This window comes from Candidatus Planktophila sp. (assembly GCF_036734405.1).
In the GTDB taxonomy this organism is placed as follows: Bacteria; Actinomycetota; Actinomycetes; order Nanopelagicales; family Nanopelagicaceae; genus Planktophila.
The window spans coordinates 49,458-74,950 of sequence record NZ_DAIMYR010000004.1; the positions used below are offsets into that span (position 1 = coordinate 49,458).

A 25,493-nucleotide genomic window follows, 5' to 3' on the forward strand; every position below is an offset into this window, starting at 1 on the left:
GCATCAGAACTGAACTGATTGGAAGCCCAGTGGATCTCTTTGAATACCAAGCTCGCGACATCTTTGAAAAGCATGGCGTACCCGTACTAGCTGCAAGCGTTGCAACAACTGCAGATGAGGCAGAAAAAGCAGCAGCAGCTATTGGCGGAAAGGTTGTCGTTAAGGCACAGGTCAAAGTTGGTGGACGCGGAAAGGCTGGCGGAGTAAAGCTAGCTGAGAATCCACACGATGCTCGCGAAAAGGCTGGCGCAATTCTTGGAATGGATATCAAGGGGCACACAGTTCGCACAGTAATGATCGCCGCAGCTGCGCCAATCGAATCTGAGTATTACTTAGCTATCTTGCTCGATCGTTCAAACCGAACATTTCTTGTAATGGCATCTGTTTCAGGTGGAATGGATATCGAAGAAGTTGCACACTCTGCACCTGAAAAGCTGGCAAAGATTCCAGTGTCAGCTGTTGATGGCATTTCACTTGCTAAGGCAAAAGAAATAGTTGCAGCTGCGCAATTCCCAGCAGATGTTGCAGATCAAGTTGCTGATGTGTTGCTCAAGCTATGGGATGTTTTCCAGGGTGAAGATGCAACCCTTGTCGAAGTTAACCCATTGGTAAAGACAAAAGATGGCAAGATCATCGCACTTGATGGAAAAGTTACTCTTGATGAGAACGCAGAATTCCGACAACCAGATCATGAAGCTCTCGTTGATCAAGCCGCAGAAAATCCACTAGAAGCTGCCGCTAAAGAAAAGGGTCTTAACTACGTAAAGCTTGAAGGCGAAGTAGGAATCATCGGTAACGGTGCAGGTCTTGTAATGAGCACTTTGGATGTTGTTGCTTATGCAGGAGAAAAGCATGGTGGAGTTCGCCCAGCTAACTTCCTTGATATTGGTGGCGGCGCATCTGCGCAAATCATGGCTGATGGTCTTTCAATTATTCTTGGTGACAAGGATGTAAAGAGCGTATTTGTAAATGTGTTTGGCGGAATCACTGCATGTGATGCTGTTGCAAACGGAATCGTTCAAGCCCTTGAATTACTTGGCCCTAAGGCGACTAAGCCAATCGTGGTTCGCCTGGATGGAAACAATGTTGTTGAAGGACGAGCAATTTTGGCTAAGGCTGCGCACCCACTGGTTGAGCAGGCAGACACAATGGATGGAGCAGCAAATCGCGCTGCAGAATTGGCGGCGAAGTAATGTCTATTTTCATCAATGATTCAAGCAAGGTAATTGTTCAGGGAATGACTGGTTCTGAAGGAACCAAGCACACTCGACGTATGTTGGCATCAGGCACAAAAGTTGTTGGTGGAGTTACACCAGGCAAGGGTGGCCAGGTCGTTGATATCGACGGTCATCAACTTCCAGTATTTAATACAGTTGCCGAAGCTATGTCCGCAACTGGTGCAAACGTTTCAGTTGTTTTCGTACCACCTAAGTTTGCAAAGGCAGCTGTAATTGATGCAGTTGATGCCGCAATGCCATTAGTTGTTGTTATCACTGAAGGTATTCCAGTTCACGATTCTGCAAGTTTTTATACATATGCCCAAACAAAGGGAACAACGCAGATCATCGGACCAAACTGCCCAGGCTTGATTAGCCCAGGAAAATCAAATGTTGGAATCATTCCAGCAGATATCACAGGTGCAGGTCCAATTGGTTTAGTGTCAAAGTCAGGAACGCTGACCTACCAAATGATGTACGAGCTTCGTGATATCGGATTTAGCACAGCAGTTGGAATCGGTGGAGATCCAGTAATTGGAACAACCCACATCGATTGCCTTCGTGCATTCCAAGATGATCCAGAGACAACTGCGATTGTCATGATTGGTGAAATTGGTGGAGATGCAGAAGAGCGTGCAGCTGCATTTATTGCAGAGTATGTAACCAAGCCAGTTGTTGGTTACGTTGCAGGCTTTACCGCACCAGAAGGAAAAACAATGGGTCACGCGGGTGCAATTGTTTCTGGTTCATCAGGAACTGCCCAAGGCAAGAAAGATGCATTAGAAGCTGCCGGCGTAAAGGTTGGCCAAACACCTAGTGAAACCGCGCGTTTGTTACGCGCAATCATGGGTCGATAACAATGATTACGCGGGTACTTGGAGCTGCATTGCCCCAAGTCTTGCGTAGCGTTGCTTGGCTTTTACTTCCTACATCATTTATCGCGCTCCTTGCTTGGGCTACTGCAGGCAGTGCAACAGGTAATACAGGGGACCCACTGCGTGCAGCGTTGTGGATCTGGATCGGTGCGCATTCAATTCCATTTGATTTATCACTGCCACCTTCAGGTTTGGCGGGTCATCTTTCATATCTTCCACTAGGAGCGTTGATCTTCCCGGTTCTTGCTATTCGTAATGGCGTAGCGCGCACAATTGAACGTTTAGATAATGACAGTTCATTAGTAGGCCCAGCACGTGCTGCCTTTGCAGCTTTGTACACATTGTTTGCTGTTGGGGCCTCCTTTTTCTCAAAGACCGAATCAATTCGCCCCGTTTGGTACTTCGCCTTAATTTATGTTCTTCCTTTTACTTTGTTATGTGCGGCAACGGTCGGAAGACGAGTCGCATTGGGCCAAGGATTTCTTTATGGCTCACGCATTATTGCCTTGTTGCTAGGAAGCTCTTCAATTATTTTTGGAATTTTGCTGCTGGTAAATATCACAATGGTTAAGAATCTAACTACTGTTTTGCAGCCAGGAATCTTTGGCGGATTTCTTTTGCTACTTCTTAATATTTTGTATATCCCCAATGCCATAGTTTCTACTCTGGCTTACTTTTCAGGAGTGGGCTTTGCAGTTGGGTCTGGAACTCTTGTATCGCCAACTTCCTTCAATTTAAACAAGATTCCGGCAATGCCATTGTTGGGTGCTCTGCCTGAAGGTAAATCACTGATTTCCCTGATTGGAGTACTTGTTATTGTTGCAGCGGGTGCGCTTTTAGTTTCGTGGACAATTTCCCTCAATCAAAAGGTGCTTTTGCAGAGTTTAATTGTTGCCGTTTTACTTGCAGCATTTGTAGGGTACTCAGCTAGCGGTGCATTGATTACCGATGCGATGTCTGCAGTAGGTGTCTCTACCTGGAAGTTCACATTAGCAATTGCTGCCCAACTTGGTCTTGGAGCCGCACTGGCAATTTATCTGCCGAGATTCATAAATCGCAGATGAGAAAGCGTATCGTCATTCTTGCTTCAGGGCAGGGGTCTTTAGCACAAGCAATTATTGATGCAACTGACCTAGAGATTCAAATTGTTGCAGTTGTCTCTGATCGCGCCGATGCACCTGTCTTAGAGCGAGCAAAAAGAGCTGCAATCAATACTTCAGTAGTTGAATTAAATTCCGATCGACAAAGTTGGAACACAAGACTTTTTCAACAAGTGGAGCATTACAAACCAGATCTAGTTGTTAGTGCTGGTTTTATGCGAATTTTATCTCCTGATTTTGTTAATCATTTTCCAACAATAAATAGCCACCCTGCATTACTTCCCGAATTCCCTGGGGCACATGCCGTTCGAGATGCATTAGCGGCGGGTGTATCGGTAACAGGTACAACTGTGCACTGGGTAGATGCAGGCGTGGATACTGGTCCAGTTATCACTCAAATGGAGGTTCCGGTGTTGCCGGAAGATGATGAGGCAACTCTTCATGAGAGAATTAAGAAAGTAGAACGGGGTCTCATCGTTGCGACCATAGCATTGATTATTCCGACACTGGAGACGATTTCACGATGAGAAAACCAATACGTCGCGCGCTTGTCAGTGTCTATGATAAAAATCGTTTAATCGAAATTGGGACAGCTCTTAGCGCTAGTGGTATTGAAATTCTCTCAACTGGATCGACTGCCAAGAATTTGGCAGATGCTGGAATACCTGTCGTAGAAGTCAGCCAGTACACAGGTTTTCCAGAAATTATGGGCGGCAGAGTTAAGACCTTACATCCTCGTATCCACGGTGGAATATTGGCGGATCAAGAAAATTCAGAGCACATGGCTGCAATTGCTGACCTAGAGATAGCACCCTTTGATTTAGTGATTATTAATCTTTACCCATTTGCCGAGACCATCGCTTCGGGTGCCAGTTTTGAGGAAAGCATTGAACAGATTGATATTGGTGGCCCAGCAATGCTTCGAGGCGCTGCAAAAAATCATGGCTCAGTTGCGGTTATTTCTCACACATCTCAATATGACCAACTCCTTGAGGCAATTAATTCTGGTGGCTTTACTGAAGCAGCGCGTCGTCAATTAGCGCTCGAAGCATTTCGGACAACAGCACAATACGATCTAGCCATCGCTAACTGGCTTGGACAATCTGAAGGAAATGAACTTCCAGATTGGCTTGGGCAGATTTGGCAGCGCAAGAGTTCATTGCGATACGGCGAAAACCCACATCAAGGTGCGGCGATTTATTCTGGTGCAACATCAGGGATTGTTGATGCGCAACAGCTTCATGGCAAGGAAATGTCATTTAATAATTACACGGATGCTGATGCGGCTTGGAGAGCAGTTTTGGATCATCGTGACCCTGCCGTTGCAATTATGAAACATGCTAATCCTTGTGGTGTTGCAGTCTGTGAGCAAGGTATTGCCATTGCTTATCAACTCGCACATGAATGTGATCCTGTTTCTGCTTTTGGAGGAGTCGTTGCCGCAAACAGAAAAGTTGATCTGGCTATGGCAGAGCTACTGTCCAAGATTTTCACTGAAGTACTAATTGCACCTGATTTTGATCCAGACGCGCTTGAATTGTTAATGAAAAAGCCTTCGATTCGAATCCTAAAGTGTGCCTTCACGACGATCAATCCATTGGAGCTACGTCCGGTATCGGGTGGAATGTTGTTGCAGGGAACAGACTTAATAGATGCACACGGTGATTTACCTTCACAGTGGAATCAAGTCAGTGGCGAACCAGTTGATCAACAAACAATGAAGGATCTTGAGTTTGCCTGGCGCAGTGTGCGATCTGTGAAAAGTAATGCAATCTTGCTAGCAAAGATGACAGCTTCTGTTGGAATTGGAATGGGCCAAGTGAATCGAGTTGATTCGGCACGTTTAGCCGTATCTCGTGCAGGAGATCGAGTGAAAGGCTCTGTAGCGGCAAGTGATGCCTTCTTCCCATTTGCAGATGGCCTTCAAATTCTGATTGATGCAGGTGTAACCGCAGTTGTTCAACCTGGTGGCAGTGTGCGCGATGAAGAGGTTATTGCTGCGGCTAAGGCTGCAGGAATAGCAATGTTTTTCACTAATACTCGGCATTTCTCTCATGCATAACGAAGTCGGTAGGCTTAGAACATGAGCGCGCAGATACTAGATGGCAAGGCCTTAGCCTCGGCTATGAAAGCCGAACTAAATGTTCGAGTAGCTGCACTTAAATCACAAGGAATCACTCCAGGCCTTGGAACAGTCTTGGTTGGAGACGATCCTGGTTCGGTCTCGTATGTCAATGGAAAACATCGGGATTGCAAAGAAGTTGGAATCAACTCAATTCGATTTGATCTTCCAGGTGATGCAACTGAGAAAGATGTTTTAGCCGCAATTGCAGATTTAAATGCTTCCAAAGAGTGCACCGGTTACATTGTTCAACTTCCATTACCAAAAGTAATCAATACGCAAAGGATTCTAGAAGCGATTGATCCCAAAAAAGATGCAGATGGCTTGCACCCTATGAACTTAGGTCGCCTAGTGTTGGGTTTTGATGCACCACTGCCATGCACACCTCGTGCAATCGTTGCGCTTTTAGATCACTATAAAATTTCGACACAAGGCGCAGAAATCACAGTCATCGGCCGTGGCTTAACTGTTGGTAGGCCATTGGGTTTGTTGCTTACTCGCAAACAAGAAAATGCAACTGTAACCCTGACTCACACGGGCACAAAGGATTTAACACTGCACACAAAAAAGGCCGACATTATTGTTGCAGCTATTGGGCAGTCACATTTTCTGAAAGCAGAAATGATCAAAGATGGCGCAGTTGTAATTGATGTTGGAATTTCTCGAACAGAACATGGTTTAGATGGTGATGTGTGTCCAGGTGTATATGAAAAGGCTTCATATGTTTCTCCAATGCCTGGGGGAGTCGGTCCCATGACTCGAGCAATGTTGCTGACAAATGTGGTTGATGCATGCAGTTAAATAATCGACTGCTTACCCTCATAAGTTATGGCCTAGTCCTAACCGGTGTGGTTTTAGGGGTTTTCGGAGTAGTGCGAGGCGGATCACTTTTTATCGCCGCTGGGACCGTCGGCATAGCTCTGAAATCACGAGATTTTCGCCGCATTGAGTTTTACCTTCCGCTTGCTATAGCTATTGCACTTTTTGTGCTGGCAATTGCACTTCCTCGCGGGCGGTAGAGTTGCCCCATTCGCAATTAGCCATGAATGGAGTCACGATGGGTGGCAAAGTCACTGTAGTCGGTGCAGGTTTTTACGGTTCAACAACAGCTCTTCGCTTAGCTGAATATGATGTTTTCGACACCGTTGTTTTAACTGACATCCTTGAAGGAAAGTCAGAAGGTTTGGCTCTTGACATGAACCAGTCTCGTTCGATTGAAGGATTTGAGACAAAGCTAATTGGTGCAACAACAACTCCTGAAGGTGCTGGCTACGAAGCCACTGCAAATTCAGATGTAGTTGTGATTACCGCAGGCCTTCCACGCAAGCCAGGAATGAGCCGCATGGATTTAATTGGTGTCAACGCTGGAATCGTTCGAGGCGTTGCTGAAAATATCGCAAAGCATTCTCCGAATGCTGTCATCATCGTTGTTTCAAACCCATTGGATGAAATGACCGCATTGGCTCAGATTGCTACCAACTTTCCGAAGAACCGTGTAATGGGTCAGGCAGGAATGTTGGACACTGCGCGCTTTACAAACTTTGTTGCAGAAAAGCTCTCAGTAAAAGTTGCATCAGTTAAGACTCTGACACTTGGTTCTCATGGAGACACAATGGTTCCAGTTCCAAGTCGCTGCACAGTTGATGGCAAGCCATTAAGCGATCTACTTTCTCAAGCAGAGATTGCAGATCTTGTTGACCGCACACGTAACGGCGGCGCTGAAGTTGTTGCACTTCTTAAGACAGGTTCTGCTTACTACGCACCATCTGCAGCGGCAGCTCGTATGGCGAAAGCGGTCATCGAAGATTCTGGCGCGGTTATGCCGGTATGCGCGTGGGTTGATGGCGAATACGGAATTTCTGGGGTCTATCTTGGCGTTGAAGCCCAGATTGGTCGCTCAGGTATCAAAAAGGTTGTTGAAAGTTCATTGACTGATTCAGAGGTTGCAGCCCTTAAAGAGGCCGCTGAAGCAGTTCGTGCAAAACAAGCAGATGTCCAAACACTCTAAGTAATTTTCAAAAGTTGATAAAGGGGAGACTATGAGCAAGATCAAAGTAACGGGAACTGTCGTCGAACTAGATGGCGATGAAATGACACGCATCATGTGGCAGTTCATCAAGGATTCATTGATCCTTCCTTACTTAGATGTAAATCTTGAGTACTACGACCTAGGCATGGAACACCGTGATGCAACTGATGATCAAGTAACTGTTGATTCAGCACGCGCAATCCAGAAGCATGGCGTTGGTATTAAGTGCGCAACTATCACTCCAGATGAGGCACGTGTTGAAGAATTCGGTCTTAAGAAGATGTGGAAGTCTCCTAACGGAACTATCCGCAACATTCTGGGTGGCGTGATCTTTCGCGAGCCAATCATTATTAGCAACGTTCCTCGTTTGGTCCTACATTGGACTAAGCCAATTGTTATCGGCCGTCACGCATTTGGTGATCAGTACCGTGCGACAGACTTCAAGGTTCCAGGTCCAGGAAAGCTAACAATCTCATTTGTTCCTGAAGATGGCTCTGCACCGATTAACACTGAAGTTTTCAACTTTGAATCTTCAGGTGTTGCAATGGCGATGTACAACGTTGATAATTCAATTCGCGACTTTGCACGCGCATCTTTGAACTACGGACTTCTTCGCAAGTTCCCGGTTTATCTTTCAACAAAGAACACAATTCTTAAGGCCTACGATGGTCGCTTTAAGGATATTTTTGAAGAGATCTACCAAAAAGAGTTCAAGGCTCAATTTGATGCTGCAGGAATTTGGTACGAGCACCGCTTGATCGATGACATGGTTGCCATGTCACTTCGTATGGAGGGTGGATATGTCTGGGCATGTAAGAACTATGACGGCGATGTTCAATCAGACACCGTCGCACAGGGTTACGGCTCACTTGGTTTGATGACTTCAGTGTTAATGACTCCAGATGGAAAGATCTGTGAATCAGAGGCAGCTCACGGAACAGTGACACGTCACTACCGTGATCACCAGGCAGGTAAGGCGACTTCTACAAACCCAATCGCTTCAATCTTTGCGTGGACACAAGGTCTGGCACACCGTGCAAAGCTGGATAACAACCCAGAGCTTGCAAAGTTCTGTGCAACTCTTGAGCGCGTATGTATTGAAACTGTTGAGCAAGGAAAGATGACAAAGGATTTGTCACTTCTTATCTCAAAGGATGCGCCATACCAAACAACACAGGAGTTCTTGAATTCAATCGACGAGAACCTAAAGAAGGCCATGGCTTAATCCTTCTTGTATTAAAGAATAAGAAAAGCCCCGCTGTTTCCAGCGGGGCTTTTCTTATGAAAGAAATGAATTAAACGCGCTCACCAGTAGTTGAGTTGAACAAGTGAACGGATCCCTTAACCGCTTCGACAGTAATTGTGTCGCCTGGCTTTGGAGGATTCTTTGGATCCCAGCGAACAATTACTTGCGCGCCTTCATCTGTTGCATTTGCGAACTTAACATTGCTGTCAGCTGGCTTTCCGTAAACGAAAGCATCTGAACCAAGCTCTTCCACAACTTCAACAAGAACGTGGAATCCCTTTGATGATGGTGTGAAGCCTTCTGGACGAACACCAACTGTTACGGATGATCCGGCAGATGCAGGAACATCAATTGCTAGATCTCCAAGCATTGCCTTGCCACCGCTCACTGGAGCGATAAGTAGGTTCATCGCAGGTGAACCAATGAAGCCTGCAACGAAAGCGTTTGCTGGGTTGTCATAAAGATTACGAGGAGTATCAACTTGCTGTAGCAGACCATCCTTCAATACTGCAACGCGATCACCCATAGTCATAGCTTCAACCTGGTCGTGCGTTACATAAACAGTTGTGATTCCTAGACGACGCTGCAATGCAGCGATCTGTGTACGAGTTGCTACACGCAACTTCGCATCAAGGTTTGATAGCGGCTCATCCATAAGGAATACCTGAGGTTCGCGAACAATTGCGCGACCCATAGCAACGCGCTGACGCTGTCCACCTGATAGAGCCTTTGGCTTGCGCTCTAGGTATGGCTCAAGGTCTAGCAACTTTGCTGCTTCAAGAACACGACGATCACGTTCTTCCTTTGGAGTTCCTGCGATTTTTAGTGCGAAGCCCATGTTCTCTGCAACTGTCATGTGTGGATACAGTGCATAAGACTGGAACACCATCGCAATGTCACGATCTTTTGGTGCAACATTTGTTACATCGCGATCGCCAATTAAAATGCGGCCGCCATCAATTTCTTCAAGTCCTGCCAACATACGAAGTGATGTTGACTTACCGCAACCTGACGGTCCAACAAGAACTAGAAACTCTCCGTCATTTACGGTGAGATTTAACTTGTCGACTGCAGGTGCTGTTGTTCCTGGATAGATACGTGATGCGCCATCAAAAACTACTGATGCCATGAGATTGCTCTCCTTCTCCGGGCAGGTACGTGCCCGACGGTCCGAGGATGAAGGTGATGGCCGGTTGGCCAACGGGGCAAGATTACGCACAAACCCGGCGTAAGGGAAGATCTCGCTTTCCGCCACGGCTGTGAGAATGTATACTTGGCACATAATGGAACCTCCCTCGTTGGCTTCACTATTTCTTGATCTAGCAACTATTGCTGGCCTGATTGTTCTGGCCTCATTCTTCGTAGCAGCTGAAATCGCCCTCATCTCACTTCGAGATAGCCAAGTCCGAGAAATCGCGACCCGTGGCAAACGTGGCGCTCGCGTTGCAGCCCTAGCCGCACACCCCAACCGATTGCTGGCTGCCGTCCAAATTGGTGTAACTGTCAGCGGTTTTCTCTCTGCCGCCCTTGGTGCCGATAGATTAGGTGACTATGTAATCCCTTGGCTGGAATCTTTGGGCATTGCAAACGCTTGGGCAACAACCATTTCTCTAATTGGCGTCACTTTGGTGATCGCTTATTTCTCTTTGGTCTTCGGCGAACTAGTTCCAAAGCGAGTAGCTTTATTTAGAGCTGAAGAGATTGCCATGGCAACTGCCGGAATCATTAATGTGGTTGCCAATATTTTCCGCCCACTAATCTGGCTGCTCTCTAGATCTACTGACATTGTTTTGCGTGCATTTGGCGTTGACCCCAAGGTGCAACGCAGCCAAATGTCTGAAGAAGAGTTGCTCGACCTGGTTACTGGCCACGCTGCTCTGACCGATGAAGAGCGCGACATTGTTGAAGAAGTCTTTAACGCCTCTGAACGTCAAGTTCACGAGGTCATGGTTCCGCGCACCGAAGTTGATTTCATGGATGCTTCATTAACTGTTGGAAAAGCGATTGAGCTAGCGGTAGATAAGGCACATTCTCGTTACCCAGTTGTTCGCGGATCTTCTGATGAAGTTGTTGGCTTCATCCATGTTCGCGATCTTTTGGATACATCTCTTGCAAATAAGAGCACCAAGATTGTGGAACTGGCAAGAAACATCATGTTCTTACCTGGCACTAAAGGTATTTTGCCTGCACTTTCTGAGATGCGCACGCAAGGTCAACACCTGGCAATCGTTTTGGATGAGTACGGCGGCACCGATGGAATCGTGACCCTGGAAGACCTTGTAGAAGTGCTTATTGGCGATATTCGCGATGAATACGATGAGCATGAAAACGAAGTTTCCGTCGAAGAGCGAACAGGCGATTTCGAAATAGATGGCTTGATTTCAATTGACGATTTAATTGAAGAGACCAAGCTTGATATTCCTGAAGGCCCGTACGAAACCGCCAGCGGTTTTGTCATGCACTTCTTAGGTCGAATTCCTCAAGTAAATGATGTCGTCAACGTTAATGGCCTACGAATCACCGTATTAACCATGGAAGGCAAGCGCGCGGGGCAGCTATTGATCTCGCGAACAGCATCTGTGTGAAAGAATTACGCCCATGACACAGAAGCGAGTTCTTTCAGGCATACAGCCAACAAGTGACTCCTTCCACCTGGGCAATTACTTAGGTGCACTTAAGCAGTGGGTTGAACTTCAAGATGGCAACGATGCTTTTTATTGCATCGTGGATCTTCATGCCCTAACCGGTGAGATAGAGCCTGCGCTATTTAGAAAGCGCACCTTGGCTTCGGCTGCCCAGTTAATCGCTCTTGGCATCTCACCCGAAAAATCAACGCTCTTTGTCCAGTCCCATGTTGCAGAGCACAACCAACTGGGCTGGATCATGGAATGTCTTGCAGGTTTTGGCGAAGCAAGTCGCATGACTCAGTTCAAAGATAAGTCGGCAAAGGGAGGAGCAGACAGCGCACGTGTTGGTTTGTTTACTTATCCAATGCTGCAAGCTGCAGATATTCTTTTGTATCAAGCACACTTTGTTCCAGTTGGAGAAGATCAGCGCCAACACATTGAACTAACCCGCGATTTAGCTACACGATTTAATTCACGATTTGGTGAAACATTTAGATTGCCCGAAGGTTACATTTTGAAGGCTGGAGCAAAGATCTATGATCTTCAAGAGCCAACTTCAAAGATGAGTAAATCCTCAGGATCTACTTCAGGTGTTCTCGAAATTATGGATACACCAGAGGCAAATACGAAGAAGATTAAAAGCGCTGCAACAGATGCAGGCCGTGAAGTTAAGTTTGATGAAAAAGAAAAGCCTGGCATTAGCAATTTGCTAACAATTCATTCATCACTTTCTGGACGTTCAATTTCAGAGCTAGAAAATGAGTTTCAAGGCAAGGGCTACGGCGACTTCAAAGGCGCGGTGGCAGAAGTAGTTGTCGAATACCTGCGCCCGATTCGTGCCAAGGCGTTAGAACTGCTGGACGATGAAAAGCACTTGATTGATTTGCTTCACAATGGGGCCGAAAAGGCCCGGGTTGTAGCCGGTGCGACGCTCTCAGATACCTATAAGAACCTGGGTTTAGTGAAGTAATCAGCCCAGCCTCTCAACCCCAAGTTGAGAGTTTTCCAAAACGTTACACCCCCGATATCAAAATCAGCCCTTGCGTGTTGAGTTTATTCATGCGCAAGTAATAGGCTCCCAATTACACAAAGCTTCCATAATTACCTTGTAAAAGTGAGTTATTGAAGATCCCCTTGAATCCTTGGAGGAAAATTGAAGAAAGTATTTCGTCTTGTAGCAGTTGTTGCTGCAACTGTAATGGCTGCAACAACTTTTGTTGCTCCAGCAACAGCGGCAACTAAGGTAAAAGTAGGCCTTGCTTATGACATCGGTGGTCGTGGCGATAAGTCATTCAACGACTCAGCAGCAGCAGGTCTTGATCTTGCAAAGAAGAACCTAAAGGTTACTGCTCGTGAAGTAACAGTTACTCAGGGTTCAGATTCAGAGCGCGAAGACAAGCTTCGCTTGCTCGCTAAGGCTGGGTTCAACCCAATCATTGCTGTTGGTTTCCTATACGCGGGACCAATCAAAGCTGTTGCATCTGATTATCCAAATGTTCAGTTCGCAATCATCGACGATGCTTCAGTAGATCTACTGAACGTTGCTGGTCTTGTATTCGCTGAGCACGAAGGTTCATACCTAGCTGGAGTTGCTGCAGCACTTGCAACAAAGTCAGGCAAGGTTGGTTACATCGGTGGAGTTCGTATTCCTCTACTACAGAAGTTTGAAGCAGGATTCGTTGCTGGTGTTAAGGCAACAAAGAAGTCAGTAACTGTTGACGTCAAGTACGTCACAGAGCCACCTGATTTCGGTGGTTTCAATGACCCAGCTAAGGCAAAGGTTATTGCTAAGGGAATGATCGATAAGGGCGCAGATGTTATTTACTCTGCAGCAGGTGGATCAGGTGCGGGTAACTTCGCAGCTGCAACAGATGCTGCAAAGGCTGGCAAGAAGGTTTGGACTATCGGAGTTGACTCTGATCAGTGGCAAACAGCTTCAGCAGCTGAGAAGAAGAACATGCTCACATCAATGATCAAGCGTGTTGACCGTGCTGTTTACGATGTTATTGCAACAGCTGTTGCAGGTTCATCTGTAAACGACGTACTTGATGAGTCAGGTATCTACGGCCGTGTATATGACCTATCACTTAACGGTGTTGGAGTTTCATACTCAGGTGGATACATCAACAAGTACAAGGCACAGATCGATAGAGCTGCTGCTGGAATCAAGTCAGGAAAGATCAAGGTTCCAACAAAGCCATAATCGCTTTGTTGCTTAGATCTACTTAGAAAGTGGCGTTTGGCCCAACAATGGAGTTAAATCTCCTTGTTGGGCCAAATGTTTTTCGCACCGCAACAGTCAAAGGAGATTGACAGTGTCAGTAGCAGTAGAACTGCGGCACATCAGTAAGCGCTTTCCCGGCGTGATTGCGAACAAAGATGTTTCAATCAAGGTTGAAACCGGAACTGTTCACGCGCTAGTTGGAGAAAACGGCGCTGGTAAATCAACAGTCATGAAGATTTTGTATGGCATGCAACGCCCAGATAGCGGCGAGATTTTAGTAAATGGCAAAGAGGTTAATTTTAAGAACCCAAATGATGCAATCGATGCCGGCATCGGTATGGTTCACCAGCATTTTATGTTGGCTGACAACTTCACAGTTCTCGAAAATATTATTTTAGGCTCCGAACCAACGCATGGAGCAACAATTGATTTTGCAGCTGCCCGCAAGAAGATTGTAGAAATGGCAGCTCAGTATGGATTAGAGATCAACCCAGATGTTTTGGTAGAAGAGCTAGGCGTTGGCCAGCGTCAACGTGTAGAAATTCTAAAAGTTTTATTCCGCGGTGCAAATATTTTGATCTTTGATGAACCAACAGCGGTATTGGTTCCACAAGAAGTTGATGATCTTTTCAAAGCTCTAGAAGGTTTGCGCGCACAAGGCATGGCGGTCATCTTTATCTCTCACAAATTGGATGAAGTTTTACGTGTTGCTGACGAGGTAACGGTTGTTCGACAGGGTTCAACTGTGGCAGAAGTTAAATCAAAGGATGTAACTGCTCGCCAATTAGCTGAGCTCATGGTTGGAAGCGAGCTTCCAAAGCCTTCAACCCTGGGACATACTCGCCGCGAAGAAATTACTTTGGCGCTCAAGAGTGTCTCCGTTCCTGCACCAGGAAGTCGCGATTTGATTTCAAATATCAGCTTTGACTTACATGCAGGTGAAGTTGTCGGTATTGCAGGTGTCGAAGGAAATGGCCAAGCCGAACTTGTTGAAGCCATTATGGGGCTACGTGATTACACCGGTTCTATTGAATTCCATGGCAGTGCAATTGACTCACTAAGTGTGGCCGATCGTCATGATCTAGGAATTGGTTTGATTCCTGAAGATCGTCAGCGTCAAGCATTGATGATGACATCACCATTGTGGGAAAACAGAATTTTGGGACATCAACGCGGTAAGCCAGTTATGCGCGGTTTTGTTATTGACAAAAAAGCAACATTCGAAAGTACTCGCACGATCATGCAAGAGTTTGATGTGCGAGCACCTGGCCCAGACACTTTGGCGGCAGCCCTTTCTGGTGGAAATCAGCAAAAGTTTATTGTTGGTCGCGAAATGAGCAAGGCACCGGCATTGTTGGTGGCATCGCATCCAACTCGTGGAGTTGATGTGGGTGCGCAAGGTGCGATTTGGGATGTTCTTCGCAAAGCGCGTGAAAAGGGAATGGCAATCGTCTTGATTTCGGCAGACCTTGAAGAGTTAATTGGAATGTCTGACCGTCTGCTAGTGATGTTACGCGGAACTATCACCGCTGAACTTGATCCAGCAAAAACTACGCCTGAGCAACTAGGTTCTGCGATGACAGGTGCGGCATGAGTAACACATTTACAAGAAAGTTTTCACCGAGCAAGGTTGGGCTAGCAGTTGCAGCGCCTTTGGCAGCAGCTGTTTTTTCAATTCTTATTTCAAGCCTTGCCGTTATAGCAAGTAAGAAATCGCCTGTTGAAGCTTTCAAGACTATGTGGGATTACGGCACCGAAACCGGGTCTCTAATGGAAATTGTTAATACGGCAACTCCTTATTACATCGCTGCAATTGCGATTGCAGTAACTTTTAGAGCGGGTCTTTTTAATATTGGTGTAGAAGGACAGTTACGCCTAGGTGCCTTGTTTAGTTGCTATATCGGAGCAATGTTTGTGCTTCCACCAGTTTTACATGTTGCTGTGGTCTTCATTATTGCAATGACTTTTGGTGGCTTGTGGGCCGCGATTGCTGCCTACCTCAAGGTTAAGCGCGGCGTGAATGAAGTTATCTCAACAATCATGCTCAACGCTTTGGCAGGTGGCCTGTCTGCCTATCTGCTTTCAAAGCACTTTGCAGTATTTGAAGAAGGCTCAAACAATCTTGAAACAAAAGAACTACCTGCATCTGCGCAGGTTCCAGATCTGATGCCACTATTGCGCAAGGTTGGCATTGAAGATCAACCAGGTGGTGGCGTCTACGGAATGTTCTTTGTAGCTGTCGCGCTAGGTCTAATTTTCTGGTTTGTCGTTAATCGCACCCGTTTTGGTTTTGAACTTCGCGCATCAGGCTTAAACCCAATCGCAGCCCGTGTCAGTGGTGTTAACTCAAAGAAGATGACATTTTTGGCGCTAGTAATTTCTGGGGCAATCGCAGGATTAGCAGGGTTGCCCGAAGTTCTAGGTCAGACTCACACATACAACTTGGGCTTCCGTGCAGGTATTGGTTTTTCTGCAATCGCAGTTGCACTGTTAGGTCGTAACTCTGCTGGCGGAATGGCCGTTAGTGCACTTCTCTTTGGATTCCTTGAAGTAAGTTCTCGTGCATTGGAACTGATCGATATCGCACCCGAAACCTATGTGATTATGCAGGGTTCAATTCTTTTGAGCGCTGTTATTGCCTATGAAGTGGTTCGACGCTTTAAGTTGACTTTGCAAAGCAAAGAACTAGCAAAGGTGGTCACAGCATGAAAGCTATGAAGATCTTGCGCTATGCCGTAATGCTGGTTTTTGTATTGGCATCAATTCGTGTCATCACAGGTGCATCGGATCTAACAAGTACGGGTACAGCATCTGCCGCATTGCTTCTTTCGGTGCCAATTGTTTTAGCGGCGCTGGGCGGTTTGTTCTCAGAACGTGCAGGTGTTGTGAATATTGGTCTTGAAGGCATGATGATCATGGGTGCATGGGCTGGTGGTTACATTGGTTCGCAACATGGTCCTTGGGCTGGATTATTGGCTGCAATGATCTTTGGATCTGTTGGTGCACTAATCCATGCAGTAGCAACTGTTACTTTTGGTGTTGATCATGTTGTATCAGGCGTTGCAATTAACATTATTGCCGCTGGTTTAGTTCGCTACTTATCGACGCTTATGTACAAGAGTGGAGCGTGGCCAGGGCCATCTCAATCTCCAGGTATTGAGACAATTTCAGTCAACGGATTGCCAATCTTGTCCGGTGGTCAATACTTTGGATGGAAGAGTCCAGATCTTTTGGGATCGATTGCAAACCTGAATTGGTTCTTTGTCTCAGATTTAGCATCGATTCTTCGCGGCTTAACTGGAGATGTTTCCTATGTAACGATGGTTGCAATAGCTTTTGTCCCACTGGCTTACTTCATTTTGTGGCGTACCGCCTTTGGTTTGCGTCTTCGAAGTGCAGGTGAAGCACCAGTTGCAGCAGAATCATTAGGTGTCAACGTTTATGCAATGAAGTATGCAGGTGTACTTATTTCAGGTGGTTTAGCTGGATTAGGTGGCGGTTTCTTAGCAATCGTTGCCGCAAGTAATTACCAAGAGAATCAAGTTGCAGGTCGCGGATACATTGGTCTTGCAGCGCTTCTGTTTGGAAATTACCGCCCAGGTGGATTGCTCGCAGGTGCTGGATTGTTTGGTTTTGCCGATGCGCTACAGCTTCGCGATTCAGCGGCGATCCACGCACTTCTCTTGTTTATCGTGGTTATCTTGGCCTTTGTTGCATTTAGAAAGTTCAAGAGTGGCAAACAGATCGGTGCAGTAATTGCTCTTGCAGCAGCTGGATTTACTTTGTGGTTCTACTTCGCAGTTGAAGAGCTTCCAGGTCAGTTGGTAACAATGACTCCATACATTGCAACAATTCTTGTCATGGCACTTGCATCTCAAAGATTGCGAATGCCGGCGGCAGATGGAATTCCATATCGTCGCGGTGGACTTCGATGACAACAATTAACTGGGATTCGATTCACCAGGCAGCTATCGGTGCGATGAAGATGGCCTATGCGCCATATTCAAAGTTTCCGGTTGGAGTTGCTGCATTAGTTAATGATGGACGTATCGTCACAGGTTGCAATGTTGAAAATGCTAGCTACGGCGTTGGCTTGTGCGCCGAATGTGGTTTAGTTTCAAATCTATGTTCAACAGGCGGCGGTCGCTTAATTGCAATTGTCTGCGTAGATGGTCAAGGAAATTACCTTGCACCGTGTGGCCGTTGTCGTCAGCTTTTGTTCGAACATGGTGGCCCTGAAGCGCTACTTATGACCGATGATGGTCCACAAAAGATGTCAGCGATGCTTCCGTGGGCATTTGGACCCGAGGATCTAGATCGCAACGAGCGCTAAATGCTAGAAGCCTTCTCCGCCGCAGAAGTCATTGCGGCAAAGCGTGATCACCATTCATTGACAGACCCACAGATTGACTGGGTAATTGATGCATACACCCGTGGGGCTGTTGCTGATGAGCAAATGTCAGCGCTGCTGATGGCGATCTTGCTCAATGGTATGGAAAACCGCGAGATTTCTCGTTGGACCGATGCCATGATCAATAGCGGCGAACGAATGAATTGGTCGGCTTTATCTCGGCCAACAGTTGATAAGCATTCAACTGGTGGAGTTGGCGACAAGATTACCTTGCCTTTAGCACCACTTGTTGCGGCATGCGGTGCTGCGGTTCCTCAATTATCAGGTCGCGGATTAGGCCACACCGGTGGAACTTTAGACAAACTGGAATCTATTCCTGGCTGGCGCGCATCATTATCTAATGAAGAAATGTTAAAAGTTTTGCAAGATTGTGGTGCGGTGATTTGTGCAGCAGGTGCTGGTTTAGCACCAGCAGATAAGAAGTTGTACGCACTTCGTGATGTGACTGCAACGGTCGAAGCAATTCCACTTATTGCTTCATCAATCATGAGTAAGAAGATTGCCGAAGGAACAAGTGCACTTGTTTTAGATGTGAAAACTGGCGCTGGTGCATTTATGAGCGATCCAGCAAAAGCAAAAGAGTTAGCCCATGTCATGGTGGGTCTTGGAAAACGTGCTGGAGTAAAAACTCTTGCCTTAGTAACCGCGATGGATGTTCCACTTGGATTGACCGCCGGAAATGCTTTAGAGGTTCGCGAATCAGTTGAAGTGCTAGCTGGTGGGGGACCATCAGATATTGTCGAACTAACCGTTTTGCTGGCACAAGAAATGTTGGAACTTGCTGGGATAAAAGACGCCGATCCTGCAGCTGCTTTGAAAAATGGAAAAGCAATGGATGTTTGGCGTCAGATGATTTCGGCGCAAGGTGGAGATCCAGATGCAAAGCTTCCAGTTGCGCGCGAGAACACCATTGTTACTGCACAAAGCACCGGAACAATTCTTTCAATGGATGCAATGAAAGTTGGCATGGCGGCATGGCGCTTAGGCGCAGGACGCTCCCGCCAAGGTGAAGCGGTTCAAGCAGGGGCTGGAATCGAGATTCACGCCAAGCCGGGGGACACCATTACCGCTGGGGCGCCCCTTTACACGCTCCATACAGACACTCCAGCCGCCTTTACGCGCGCTTTAGAGTCACTGGATAACTCTGTGACAATAGGTGAAATGCCGGTTAGCGGAATTGATCGACTTCCGCTTATTGTTGAACGTATCGTTGATTAAGGAGCAGGCCAGATGAGCATGAACAGCATTCCGACTAAGGCGCAGATCAAAGTTGTTCCTAAGGTCATGTTGCATGATCACTTAGATGGCGGATTACGTCCGCAAACAATCATCGATATTGCCAAAGAGATTGGGTACACGGCTCTACCAACAGATGATGCAGCAGAGCTTGCAACCTGGTTTCGCGAATCCTGTGATTCAGGTTCATTAGTTCGCTACCTTGAAACTTTTTCACACACAATCGCAGTAATGCAGCGTCATGAAGACATTGTGCGCGTTGCACGAGAGTGTGCACTAGATCTTGCTCGAGATGGTGTTGTCTACGCCGAAGTCCGCGGCGCACCAGAGTTGTTTACAGAAAAAGGATTGTCAATGTCTGATGTTGTGGAAGCGACATTAGAAGGTTACAAGCAAGGAATGCAGGAAGCAAAAGCAGAAGGATTCACAATTGTTGTGCGTTCTTTGTTATGCGGAATGCGTCAGAACAAAAGATCCCAAGAAGTTGCTGAATTAGTTGTTAAGTACCGAGACAAAGGAGTCGTAGGCTTTGATATCGCTGGTCCTGAAGATGGTTTCCCGCCATCTGATCAAAAAGATACTTTTGATTATCTTCGTAAAGAAGATGCCCATTTTACTATCCATGCTGGTGAAGCGTATGGAATCCCCTCAATCTGGGAAGCCATCCAAATCTGCGGAGCAGAACGACTAGGTCACGGTGTTCGTATCATCGATGACATTGATTTTTCCGGTCCTGAACCAAAATTAGGTCGTCTAGCAGCCTATGTTCGTGATCGTCGTATTCCACTTGAACTATGCCCAACATCAAATCTTCAAACTGGTGCAGCAGCAAGTTATGCCGAACACCCTATTGGTGTTCTAGCTAAATTACGTTTTCGTGTCACGCTAAATACTGACAACCGTTTAATGAGTCAAACCTCTTTGTCTTTTGAGATGGAAGAAGCGGTAAAGGCTTTTGGGTGGGACTTTGCCGAGCTGCAAAGAGTCACAATTAACGCTATGAAAAGCGCATTCATCCCTTATCCAGAGCGTCTAGCGATTATCGATCAGGTCATCAAGCCAGGGTATGCCAAGGTTTCAGCTGGTTCATGATTGATTTTACCGATCCACATTTTGTTGCAGATCCTTATCCAGCGCTGAAAGAGTTAAGAAATGCACCGGGTCCGGTGTGGCACGAAGAGATGCATATGTTCTTGGCCGCACGACACGGTGATGCAAATGATGTTTTTCGCAATAAGTCTTTAGGCAGAATTTTCAAAGAGAAAACCCCCGACTTTGAATGGGAAATCTTTAATTGGTTACACGCGGATTCGATTCTTGATAGTGAACCACCAAAGCACACTCGCTTACGTTCTTTAGTAGCCAAGGCTTTCAATCGTCAAAAGATTGAAGGAATGCGACCTGCCGTCGAGCGCATCACTGAACAATTGTTGGATGCCATAGATCTTAAAGTTAAGGCGGGCGAGAATTTTGATTTGATCGCAGACTACGCCGAACCCTTGCCGGTAAAAATTATTGCCGACCTTCTAGGATTTCCAGATTCAGAAGAGCACCTATTGCGCCCTTGGTCACAAGCTATTGTGAAGATGTACGAAGTTAATCCATCGGTGCAGTATCAAACTGAGGCAAAGTTGGCAGCCAGTGAATTTGCCCAGTATGTACGAGATTTGGCAGAGAGTCGTAAAAAGAATCCCGGTCAGGATTTGATTTCCGATTTAGCAAGTGTCGAAGAAAATGGTGAAAAGCTCAATATGCATGAGTTAGTTGCCACTTGTGTGTTGTTGCTCAATGCTGGCCATGAGGCAAGTGTTAATGCTTTTGGTAACGGCATGGTGGCTGCCTTGCAACGGCCAGATCAAGTGAAGCTGCTTCGGGAAACTCCACGCGAGATTACAAACACAGCACTCGAAGAGTTCATGCGCTTTGATGCACCACTTCATTTGTTTGAACGTACAGCAACTGCTGACACCGAAATCGGGGGAGTGCAGATACAGGAAGGGCAAAAGATCGCTGCTCTGATTGGCTCTGCAAACCGTGATGAATCAGTGTTTTCAGCCCCTGAAACCATGGATTTAAGCCGTGATCCCAACCCACATATTGGTTTTGGGGCAGGCATTCACTTTTGTCTTGGTGCACCGCTTGCTCGATTGGAAATGAGTGTTTCCTTGCCTGCTTTATGGGAAAAGTATCCAACCATGCAGTTAGCTTCAGAGCCTGTGCGTCGCCCTACCTTTGTGTTACGAGGTTATGAAAGCGTTGCTATCTCTGTTTGATGTGGGTACGAAGACTGTGCGCCTTTTCGAGTAACGCTTAAGGATGCAATTGAGATTCCAAACTTCATGGCATCAATTGGATCCTTGCCACTTGCAAGGGCGTAGGCAAAACTTCCAACAAAAGCATCTCCAGCACCTGTGGTATCAACAGCTATAACTTTTGGCGCACTAGCACGGTGAAGTTCGGCAGTCGGGCTTATGTACACAGCACCCTGACTACCTAAAGTAACAATGGTGCTCTTACCTGGTCTAAAGCTTTTCAAAACATCATCACTTGCTGGCAAAGTTCCATGAAGCTCACGGAATTCGGTCTCATTAGGAATCAACCAATCTGTCATTTCAAGTAGCTCGGCTGATAATTCTTGGTAAGGCGCAGGATTCAAAATTGTTGTACAGCCAAGAGCTTTTGCAGCCTTGAAAGCAGCAAGTGTGACCTCTTGTTTAATCTCGCACTGGGCAACCACAATTGCTAGATCCTGAATCGAATTAATCGCTTCGACCGCCTTGGTAACTTCGATTTCATGGTTTGCACCAGGAATGATGATGATGCGGTTTTCACCATTGCCATCGACCCAGATGTGGGCAACACCATTGGGAGTAGAGCTGGTTTCTACAAATCGTGAATTGATTCCAACTTTGACAAAGTTCTCAGCAATTGCCTTTCCAAATACATCATCACCTAATTTTCCAATGAAATGAACTTGGGCTCCACAGTGCGCCGCCATAACAGCTTGGTTTGCTCCTTTGCCACCAAACCCAGTGGTAAAGAGCTGCCCCGCTAGGGTTTGGCCTGGCTCTGGAAGCACATCGGCATAGGCAGTTAAATCCATCATGGCGCTGCCTACGACAACTATTACTGACGGTCTCATAACGCTAGGCTAGCGGTTATGAGTAAAACTTCAATCATTCTGGATGTGGATACTGGCGTTGATGATGCATTTGCAGTTCTTTTTGCTGCGCTGCATCCAGATATCAATCTCTTGGGTATTACTTGTGTTGATGGAAACACAAATATTGATCAAGTAGTAGCTAACACCCTGAAAGTGCTAGATGCCGCAGGAGCACCTGATATTCCAGTTGCACGAGGAGCATTGAAGCCACTGCTTGGTAAGAGTCAGTATGCCGAGTATGTTCATGGAGCCGATGGAATGGGCGATTTAGGAATTGCACCATCAAAGCGAAAAGTAGATTCTCGTTCTGCAATTGAACTGCTCCGAGATCTAGTTGAACAATCACCCGAACCTGTAACGATAGTTCCCTTAGCGCCACTGACAAACATCGCTTTGTTTTTGCGTGCTTTTCCAGAAACAGCCAAAAAAGTTCATCGAATCGTTTTGATGGGTGGCTCTGCTTCTGCGGGTAATGCAACAGCTGCTGCAGAATTTAATGTTTGGCATGATCCAGAAGCCGCCGCCATAGTTTTCCAAAGTGGTGTTCCAATAACTATGTATGGCTTAGATGTATTTATGCGTCCAGGTATCAACCGGGAACAAGCAACACACATGCAAAATTCAGATAACGCGGCTGCACAATTTGGTGGGTCACTTGCGCTGGCATTTATGGAACGTCTTGGTGTTTCTCCGGTAACCCTTGGCGACTATGGCGCAGTGGCGAGTGTGATTCGCCCAGATCTGTTTACAACTGAAATGTTTGATGTTGTTGTAGACACATCTTCAGGCCCAGCACGTGGTCAAACAATTGTTGATCGACGTGATGCATTCCTGAAAGAGCTAGAACCTTTAGACCTTGAGGACTCAGCCAAGGTTCGAGTTACTTTAGATCTGGATGTAAATGGCGTAGAACAGTTGTGGCTTACAACCATTAATTCATAGGCTTTATAGGCCTAGTTTCTACAAACCAATTGGATGCCAAACGGTCTTTGCCTCCATGAAGGCGATGATTCGACCAGGATCTGCAGATTTAAATGCGTGGATACGCTTTAAATTCTCAGCTCCAGCAATCTTAACTTCTGAATGCAGTTTGGCAGGCAGACCAGAGATATCTAACGCATCAATATCCATGTGAGACGCCATCCATGGGGCAATCTCTTCCTTCTTACCGGTCAAGATATTTATGACTCCATGTGGCAGATCACTCGTTGCCAAAACTTCTGCAAATGTCATCGCAGACAATGGTGCTTTTGTACTTGCTAACACAACAACTGTGTTTCCAGAGGTAATAATCGGTGCAACCACATCAATAAAGCCAAGAAGTGAAGGTGTTTCAGGCGCAATAGCTGCAACGACTCCCATGCTTTCTGGAATTGTAAAGTTATAGAAAGGTCCAGCAACCGGATTAGTTGATCCTGAAAGGGATGCAATTTTATCTGTCCAACCTGCATACCAAACTAAACGATCAACTGAATCAGATACTTCCTTTTCAGCTTTGACCTTAGTTAAACCGGTAACCTGCATGATCTCGTCAACAAATTGCGCGCGACGACCTTCGAGCATTTCAGCGATGCGATACAAAATCTGTCCACGGTTGTAAGCAGTTGCTTTGTTCCAACCAGAATGTGCAGCACGTGCTGCAACAACTGCTTCACGTAAATCTTTACGAGATGCCAAGCATGGGTTAGTAATAAAGCTTCCCTTGGCGTTCTTTACCTCGTATGTACGTCCAGATTCTGTCCGAGGGAATGCACCATTGATATATAACTTATAAGTCTTCTTGACATCGATTCGATTACTCATGGCTAACTCCCTTCAAGTATGCAGACAGGCCGTGGCGTCCACCTTCGCGGCCCCACCCCGATTCTTTGTACCCACCAAACGGTGATGTTGGATCAAACTTGTTAAAGGTATTTGCCCAAATAACACCAGCGCGAAGCTGTTGCGATGCCCATAAAGTGCGTGAACCCTTTTCGCTCCAGATGCCCGCGGACAAGCCAAATGGAGTGTTATTGGCCTTTTCGATCGCTTCTTGTGGGGTTCTAAATGTGAGCACCGAAAGAACTGGACCAAAGATTTCTTCACGAGCGATGCGATGTGCTTGGGTGACACCAGTAAAGATTGTTGGTGCAAACCAGAAGCCCTTACCCGGAAGCTTGCATGCTGGACTCCAGCGTTCTGCACCTTCGGCATTGCCTGCAGCTACAAGCTCTGTGATCTTTGCCAACTGTTCTTTGCTATTGATCGCACCAACATCAGTGTTCTTATCCATCGGATCTCCAACACGAATCTTTTCCATGCGGTTCTTTAACTTATGCAGTACTTCTTCAGCGACGTTTTCCTGCAATAACAGGCGTGATCCTGCGCAGCACACATGTCCTTGATTAAAGAAGATTCCGTTAATAATTCCTTCAACAGTTTCATCAATTGGTGCGTCATCAAAAACAATGTTGGCAGCTTTTCCACCAAGTTCTAGGGTGACACTCTTCTTAGTTGGTGCAACCGCGCGAGCAATAATCTTTCCGACCTCAGTAGATCCAGTAAATGCAATTTTGTCGATGCCTGGGTGATTAACAATCAGCGCACCGGTTGAGCCATCACCAGTCACAATATTGACAACCCCGGCAGGAAGTTCAGCTTGCTGACACACTTCAGCAAATAACAACGCAGTTAATGATGTTGATTCAGCAGGCTTAAGAACGACGGTGTTTCCAGTTGCAAGAGCCGGTGCAACCTTCCAGGCCAACATCAATAAGGGAAAGTTCCAAGGAATAATCTGACCCGCAACACCAAGTGGCTTAGGTGAGGTACCAAGACCTGCGTATTCAAGCTTGTCTGCCCAGCCTGCATGATAGAAAAAATGAGCAGCAGCTAGTGGAATATCTGTGTCACGAGATTCGCGAATTGGCTTTCCGTTATCAAGAGTCTCTAGCACTGCAAATTCGCGAGCACGCTCCTGCATGATTCGAGCGATGCGATACAGGTACTTTCCTCGCTCTTTACCTGACATCTTTGACCAGGTTGATGTGTACGCCTTGCGTGCAGCCTTGACCGCAGCATCAACTTCGGCTTTGCCTGCCAATGCAATCTGACTCAGCACATCTTCGGTAGCGGGGTTTATTGTCGGAAAGTGCTTACTTCCTGCCACAAACTTTCCACCAATGAAGTGGCCGTACTTTGGTTTAATTGAAACCACGGCGCGTGATTCAGGTGCTGGTGCGTATTCGAAGCTCATTGTTCTCT

Annotated in this window: 23 protein-coding genes; 19 read left to right on the plus strand and 4 right to left on the minus strand. The window is 46.5% G+C overall.

The features are described from left to right. Positions 1 to 29 precede the first annotated feature (29 nt). The 8 genes from sucC to AC9UC2_RS05790 all read left to right on the plus strand — a co-directional run bounded on the left by sucC (position 30) and on the right by AC9UC2_RS05790 (position 8,568). Positions 30 to 1,193, plus strand: a complete 1,164-nt coding sequence (gene sucC / locus AC9UC2_RS05755; protein ID WP_509526300.1) for an ADP-forming succinate--CoA ligase subunit beta — start codon at positions 30 to 32, stop codon at positions 1,191 to 1,193. Further along, positions 1,193 to 2,074, plus strand: a complete 882-nt coding sequence (gene sucD, locus AC9UC2_RS05760; protein ID WP_509526302.1) for a succinate--CoA ligase subunit alpha — start codon at positions 1,193 to 1,195, stop codon at positions 2,072 to 2,074. The genes sucC and sucD overlap by 1 nt, the downstream gene beginning before the upstream one ends. Positions 2,075 to 2,076: 2 nt before the next feature. Further along, complete coding sequence (locus AC9UC2_RS05765) at positions 2,077 to 3,156, plus strand: cell division protein PerM (RefSeq protein ID WP_509526304.1); 1,080 nt, start codon at positions 2,077 to 2,079, stop codon at positions 3,154 to 3,156. Next, positions 3,153 to 3,719: a phosphoribosylglycinamide formyltransferase gene (purN, locus tag AC9UC2_RS05770; RefSeq protein ID WP_509526306.1), complete on the plus strand. Its 567-nt coding sequence runs from the start codon at positions 3,153 to 3,155 to the stop codon at positions 3,717 to 3,719. Before AC9UC2_RS05765 ends, purN begins: the two co-directional genes overlap by 4 nt. Next, positions 3,716 to 5,254 (plus strand): bifunctional phosphoribosylaminoimidazolecarboxamide formyltransferase/IMP cyclohydrolase, encoded by a 1,539-nt coding sequence (gene purH, locus AC9UC2_RS05775; protein ID WP_509526308.1) that lies wholly within the window; start codon positions 3,716 to 3,718, stop codon positions 5,252 to 5,254. The genes purN and purH overlap by 4 nt, the downstream gene beginning before the upstream one ends. A gap of 21 nt (positions 5,255 to 5,275) precedes the next feature. Continuing rightward, on the plus strand, positions 5,276 to 6,115 hold the full coding sequence (locus AC9UC2_RS05780; RefSeq protein WP_509526311.1) for a bifunctional methylenetetrahydrofolate dehydrogenase/methenyltetrahydrofolate cyclohydrolase: 840 nt from the start codon (positions 5,276 to 5,278) through the stop codon (positions 6,113 to 6,115). 256 nt (positions 6,116 to 6,371) lie between these two features. Further along, entirely contained in the window at positions 6,372 to 7,322 is a 951-nt protein-coding gene (mdh, locus tag AC9UC2_RS05785; RefSeq protein ID WP_509526313.1) for a malate dehydrogenase, read from the plus strand. Between the two features lie 31 nt (positions 7,323 to 7,353). Further along, positions 7,354 to 8,568 (plus strand): NADP-dependent isocitrate dehydrogenase, encoded by a 1,215-nt coding sequence (locus AC9UC2_RS05790; protein WP_509526316.1) that lies wholly within the window; start codon positions 7,354 to 7,356, stop codon positions 8,566 to 8,568. A 70-nt stretch (positions 8,569 to 8,638) separates the two neighbouring features. On the opposite strand, the gene AC9UC2_RS05795 is transcribed toward AC9UC2_RS05790, so the two are convergent. Beyond that, positions 8,639 to 9,718 (minus strand): ABC transporter ATP-binding protein, encoded by a 1,080-nt coding sequence (locus tag AC9UC2_RS05795; protein WP_509526318.1) that lies wholly within the window; start codon positions 9,716 to 9,718, stop codon positions 8,639 to 8,641. A 154-nt stretch (positions 9,719 to 9,872) separates the two neighbouring features. On the opposite strand from AC9UC2_RS05795, the gene AC9UC2_RS05800 reads away from it, so the two are divergent. From AC9UC2_RS05800 to AC9UC2_RS05845, 10 genes are all read left to right on the plus strand, one after another. Beyond that, entirely contained in the window at positions 9,873 to 11,174 is a 1,302-nt protein-coding gene (locus AC9UC2_RS05800; protein ID WP_509526321.1) for a hemolysin family protein, read from the plus strand. A 13-nt stretch (positions 11,175 to 11,187) separates the two neighbouring features. Beyond that, on the plus strand, positions 11,188 to 12,186 hold the full coding sequence (gene trpS / locus AC9UC2_RS05805; RefSeq protein ID WP_509526323.1) for a tryptophan--tRNA ligase: 999 nt from the start codon (positions 11,188 to 11,190) through the stop codon (positions 12,184 to 12,186). A gap of 183 nt (positions 12,187 to 12,369) precedes the next feature. After that, the gene (locus AC9UC2_RS05810) at positions 12,370 to 13,419 is read left to right on the plus strand and encodes a BMP family lipoprotein (protein ID WP_509526326.1); all 1,050 of its coding nucleotides are present in this window, start codon (positions 12,370 to 12,372) and stop codon (positions 13,417 to 13,419) included. Positions 13,420 to 13,531: 112 nt separating this feature from the next. After that, positions 13,532 to 15,034: an ABC transporter ATP-binding protein gene (locus AC9UC2_RS05815; RefSeq protein ID WP_509526330.1), complete on the plus strand. Its 1,503-nt coding sequence runs from the start codon at positions 13,532 to 13,534 to the stop codon at positions 15,032 to 15,034. Further along, positions 15,031 to 16,149 carry an ABC transporter permease gene (locus AC9UC2_RS05820; RefSeq protein ID WP_509526332.1) on the plus strand — a complete coding sequence of 373 codons (1,119 nt, stop codon included), beginning with the start codon at positions 15,031 to 15,033 and terminating at the stop codon, positions 16,147 to 16,149. The genes AC9UC2_RS05815 and AC9UC2_RS05820 overlap by 4 nt, the downstream gene beginning before the upstream one ends. Then, a complete protein-coding gene (locus tag AC9UC2_RS05825; protein ID WP_509526335.1) occupies positions 16,146 to 17,375 on the plus strand; it encodes an ABC transporter permease in 1,230 nt (409 codons plus the stop codon). Before AC9UC2_RS05820 ends, AC9UC2_RS05825 begins: the two co-directional genes overlap by 4 nt. Further along, positions 17,372 to 17,773, plus strand: a complete 402-nt coding sequence (locus tag AC9UC2_RS05830; protein WP_509526337.1) for a cytidine deaminase — start codon at positions 17,372 to 17,374, stop codon at positions 17,771 to 17,773. The genes AC9UC2_RS05825 and AC9UC2_RS05830 overlap by 4 nt, the downstream gene beginning before the upstream one ends. After that, positions 17,774 to 19,069 carry a thymidine phosphorylase gene (locus AC9UC2_RS05835; RefSeq protein ID WP_509526339.1) on the plus strand — a complete coding sequence of 432 codons (1,296 nt, stop codon included), beginning with the start codon at positions 17,774 to 17,776 and terminating at the stop codon, positions 19,067 to 19,069. A 12-nt stretch (positions 19,070 to 19,081) separates the two neighbouring features. After that, positions 19,082 to 20,179, plus strand: coding sequence for an adenosine deaminase (locus tag AC9UC2_RS05840; RefSeq protein WP_509526342.1), 1,098 nt, complete (start codon positions 19,082 to 19,084; stop codon positions 20,177 to 20,179). Beyond that, the gene (locus tag AC9UC2_RS05845; RefSeq protein ID WP_509526345.1) at positions 20,176 to 21,360 is read left to right on the plus strand and encodes a cytochrome P450; all 1,185 of its coding nucleotides are present in this window, start codon (positions 20,176 to 20,178) and stop codon (positions 21,358 to 21,360) included. The genes AC9UC2_RS05840 and AC9UC2_RS05845 overlap by 4 nt, the downstream gene beginning before the upstream one ends. On the opposite strand, the gene AC9UC2_RS05850 is transcribed toward AC9UC2_RS05845, so the two are convergent. After that, positions 21,333 to 22,229: a ribokinase gene (locus AC9UC2_RS05850; RefSeq protein WP_509526347.1), complete on the minus strand. Its 897-nt coding sequence runs from the start codon at positions 22,227 to 22,229 to the stop codon at positions 21,333 to 21,335. The two genes, AC9UC2_RS05845 and AC9UC2_RS05850, sit on opposite strands and share 28 nt — an antisense overlap. 18 nt (positions 22,230 to 22,247) lie before the next feature. On the opposite strand from AC9UC2_RS05850, the gene AC9UC2_RS05855 reads away from it, so the two are divergent. After that, positions 22,248 to 23,192, plus strand: a complete 945-nt coding sequence (locus AC9UC2_RS05855) for a nucleoside hydrolase (protein WP_509526350.1) — start codon at positions 22,248 to 22,250, stop codon at positions 23,190 to 23,192. 18 nt (positions 23,193 to 23,210) lie between these two features. On the opposite strand, the gene AC9UC2_RS05860 is transcribed toward AC9UC2_RS05855, so the two are convergent. Next, positions 23,211 to 24,053: an aldehyde dehydrogenase family protein gene (locus AC9UC2_RS05860; protein ID WP_509526353.1), complete on the minus strand. Its 843-nt coding sequence runs from the start codon at positions 24,051 to 24,053 to the stop codon at positions 23,211 to 23,213. Beyond that, positions 24,046 to 25,485 (minus strand): aldehyde dehydrogenase family protein, encoded by a 1,440-nt coding sequence (locus AC9UC2_RS05865; protein WP_509526356.1) that lies wholly within the window; start codon positions 25,483 to 25,485, stop codon positions 24,046 to 24,048. The genes AC9UC2_RS05860 and AC9UC2_RS05865 overlap by 8 nt, the downstream gene beginning before the upstream one ends. Positions 25,486 to 25,493 lie beyond the last annotated feature (8 nt).

What these genes read in the sequence shown, in the direction of transcription:
- sucD (WP_509526302.1), top strand. Translation starts at nt 1,193, where the DNA reads ATGTCTATTTTCATCAATGATTCAAGCAAGGTAATTGTTCAGGGAATG.
- AC9UC2_RS05765 (WP_509526304.1), top strand. Translation starts at nt 2,077, where the DNA reads ATGATTACGCGGGTACTTGGAGCTGCATTGCCCCAAGTCTTGCGTAGC.
- purN (WP_509526306.1), top strand. Translation starts at nt 3,153, where the DNA reads ATGAGAAAGCGTATCGTCATTCTTGCTTCAGGGCAGGGGTCTTTAGCA.
- purH (WP_509526308.1), top strand. Translation starts at nt 3,716, where the DNA reads ATGAGAAAACCAATACGTCGCGCGCTTGTCAGTGTCTATGATAAAAAT.
- AC9UC2_RS05780 (WP_509526311.1), top strand. Translation starts at nt 5,276, where the DNA reads ATGAGCGCGCAGATACTAGATGGCAAGGCCTTAGCCTCGGCTATGAAA.
- mdh (WP_509526313.1), top strand. Translation starts at nt 6,372, where the DNA reads ATGGGTGGCAAAGTCACTGTAGTCGGTGCAGGTTTTTACGGTTCAACA.
- AC9UC2_RS05790 (WP_509526316.1), top strand. Translation starts at nt 7,354, where the DNA reads ATGAGCAAGATCAAAGTAACGGGAACTGTCGTCGAACTAGATGGCGAT.
- AC9UC2_RS05795 (WP_509526318.1), bottom strand. Translation starts at nt 9,718, where the DNA reads ATGGCATCAGTAGTTTTTGATGGCGCATCACGTATCTATCCAGGAACA.
- AC9UC2_RS05800 (WP_509526321.1), top strand. Translation starts at nt 9,873, where the DNA reads ATGGAACCTCCCTCGTTGGCTTCACTATTTCTTGATCTAGCAACTATT.
- trpS (WP_509526323.1), top strand. Translation starts at nt 11,188, where the DNA reads ATGACACAGAAGCGAGTTCTTTCAGGCATACAGCCAACAAGTGACTCC.
- AC9UC2_RS05820 (WP_509526332.1), top strand. Translation starts at nt 15,031, where the DNA reads ATGAGTAACACATTTACAAGAAAGTTTTCACCGAGCAAGGTTGGGCTA.
- AC9UC2_RS05825 (WP_509526335.1), top strand. Translation starts at nt 16,146, where the DNA reads ATGAAAGCTATGAAGATCTTGCGCTATGCCGTAATGCTGGTTTTTGTA.
- AC9UC2_RS05830 (WP_509526337.1), top strand. Translation starts at nt 17,372, where the DNA reads ATGACAACAATTAACTGGGATTCGATTCACCAGGCAGCTATCGGTGCG.
- AC9UC2_RS05835 (WP_509526339.1), top strand. Translation starts at nt 17,774, where the DNA reads ATGCTAGAAGCCTTCTCCGCCGCAGAAGTCATTGCGGCAAAGCGTGAT.
- AC9UC2_RS05840 (WP_509526342.1), top strand. Translation starts at nt 19,082, where the DNA reads ATGAGCATGAACAGCATTCCGACTAAGGCGCAGATCAAAGTTGTTCCT.
- AC9UC2_RS05845 (WP_509526345.1), top strand. Translation starts at nt 20,176, where the DNA reads ATGATTGATTTTACCGATCCACATTTTGTTGCAGATCCTTATCCAGCG.
- AC9UC2_RS05850 (WP_509526347.1), bottom strand. Translation starts at nt 22,229, where the DNA reads ATGAGACCGTCAGTAATAGTTGTCGTAGGCAGCGCCATGATGGATTTA.
- AC9UC2_RS05855 (WP_509526350.1), top strand. Translation starts at nt 22,248, where the DNA reads ATGAGTAAAACTTCAATCATTCTGGATGTGGATACTGGCGTTGATGAT.
- AC9UC2_RS05860 (WP_509526353.1), bottom strand. Translation starts at nt 24,053, where the DNA reads ATGAGTAATCGAATCGATGTCAAGAAGACTTATAAGTTATATATCAAT.
- AC9UC2_RS05865 (WP_509526356.1), bottom strand. Translation starts at nt 25,485, where the DNA reads ATGAGCTTCGAATACGCACCAGCACCTGAATCACGCGCCGTGGTTTCA.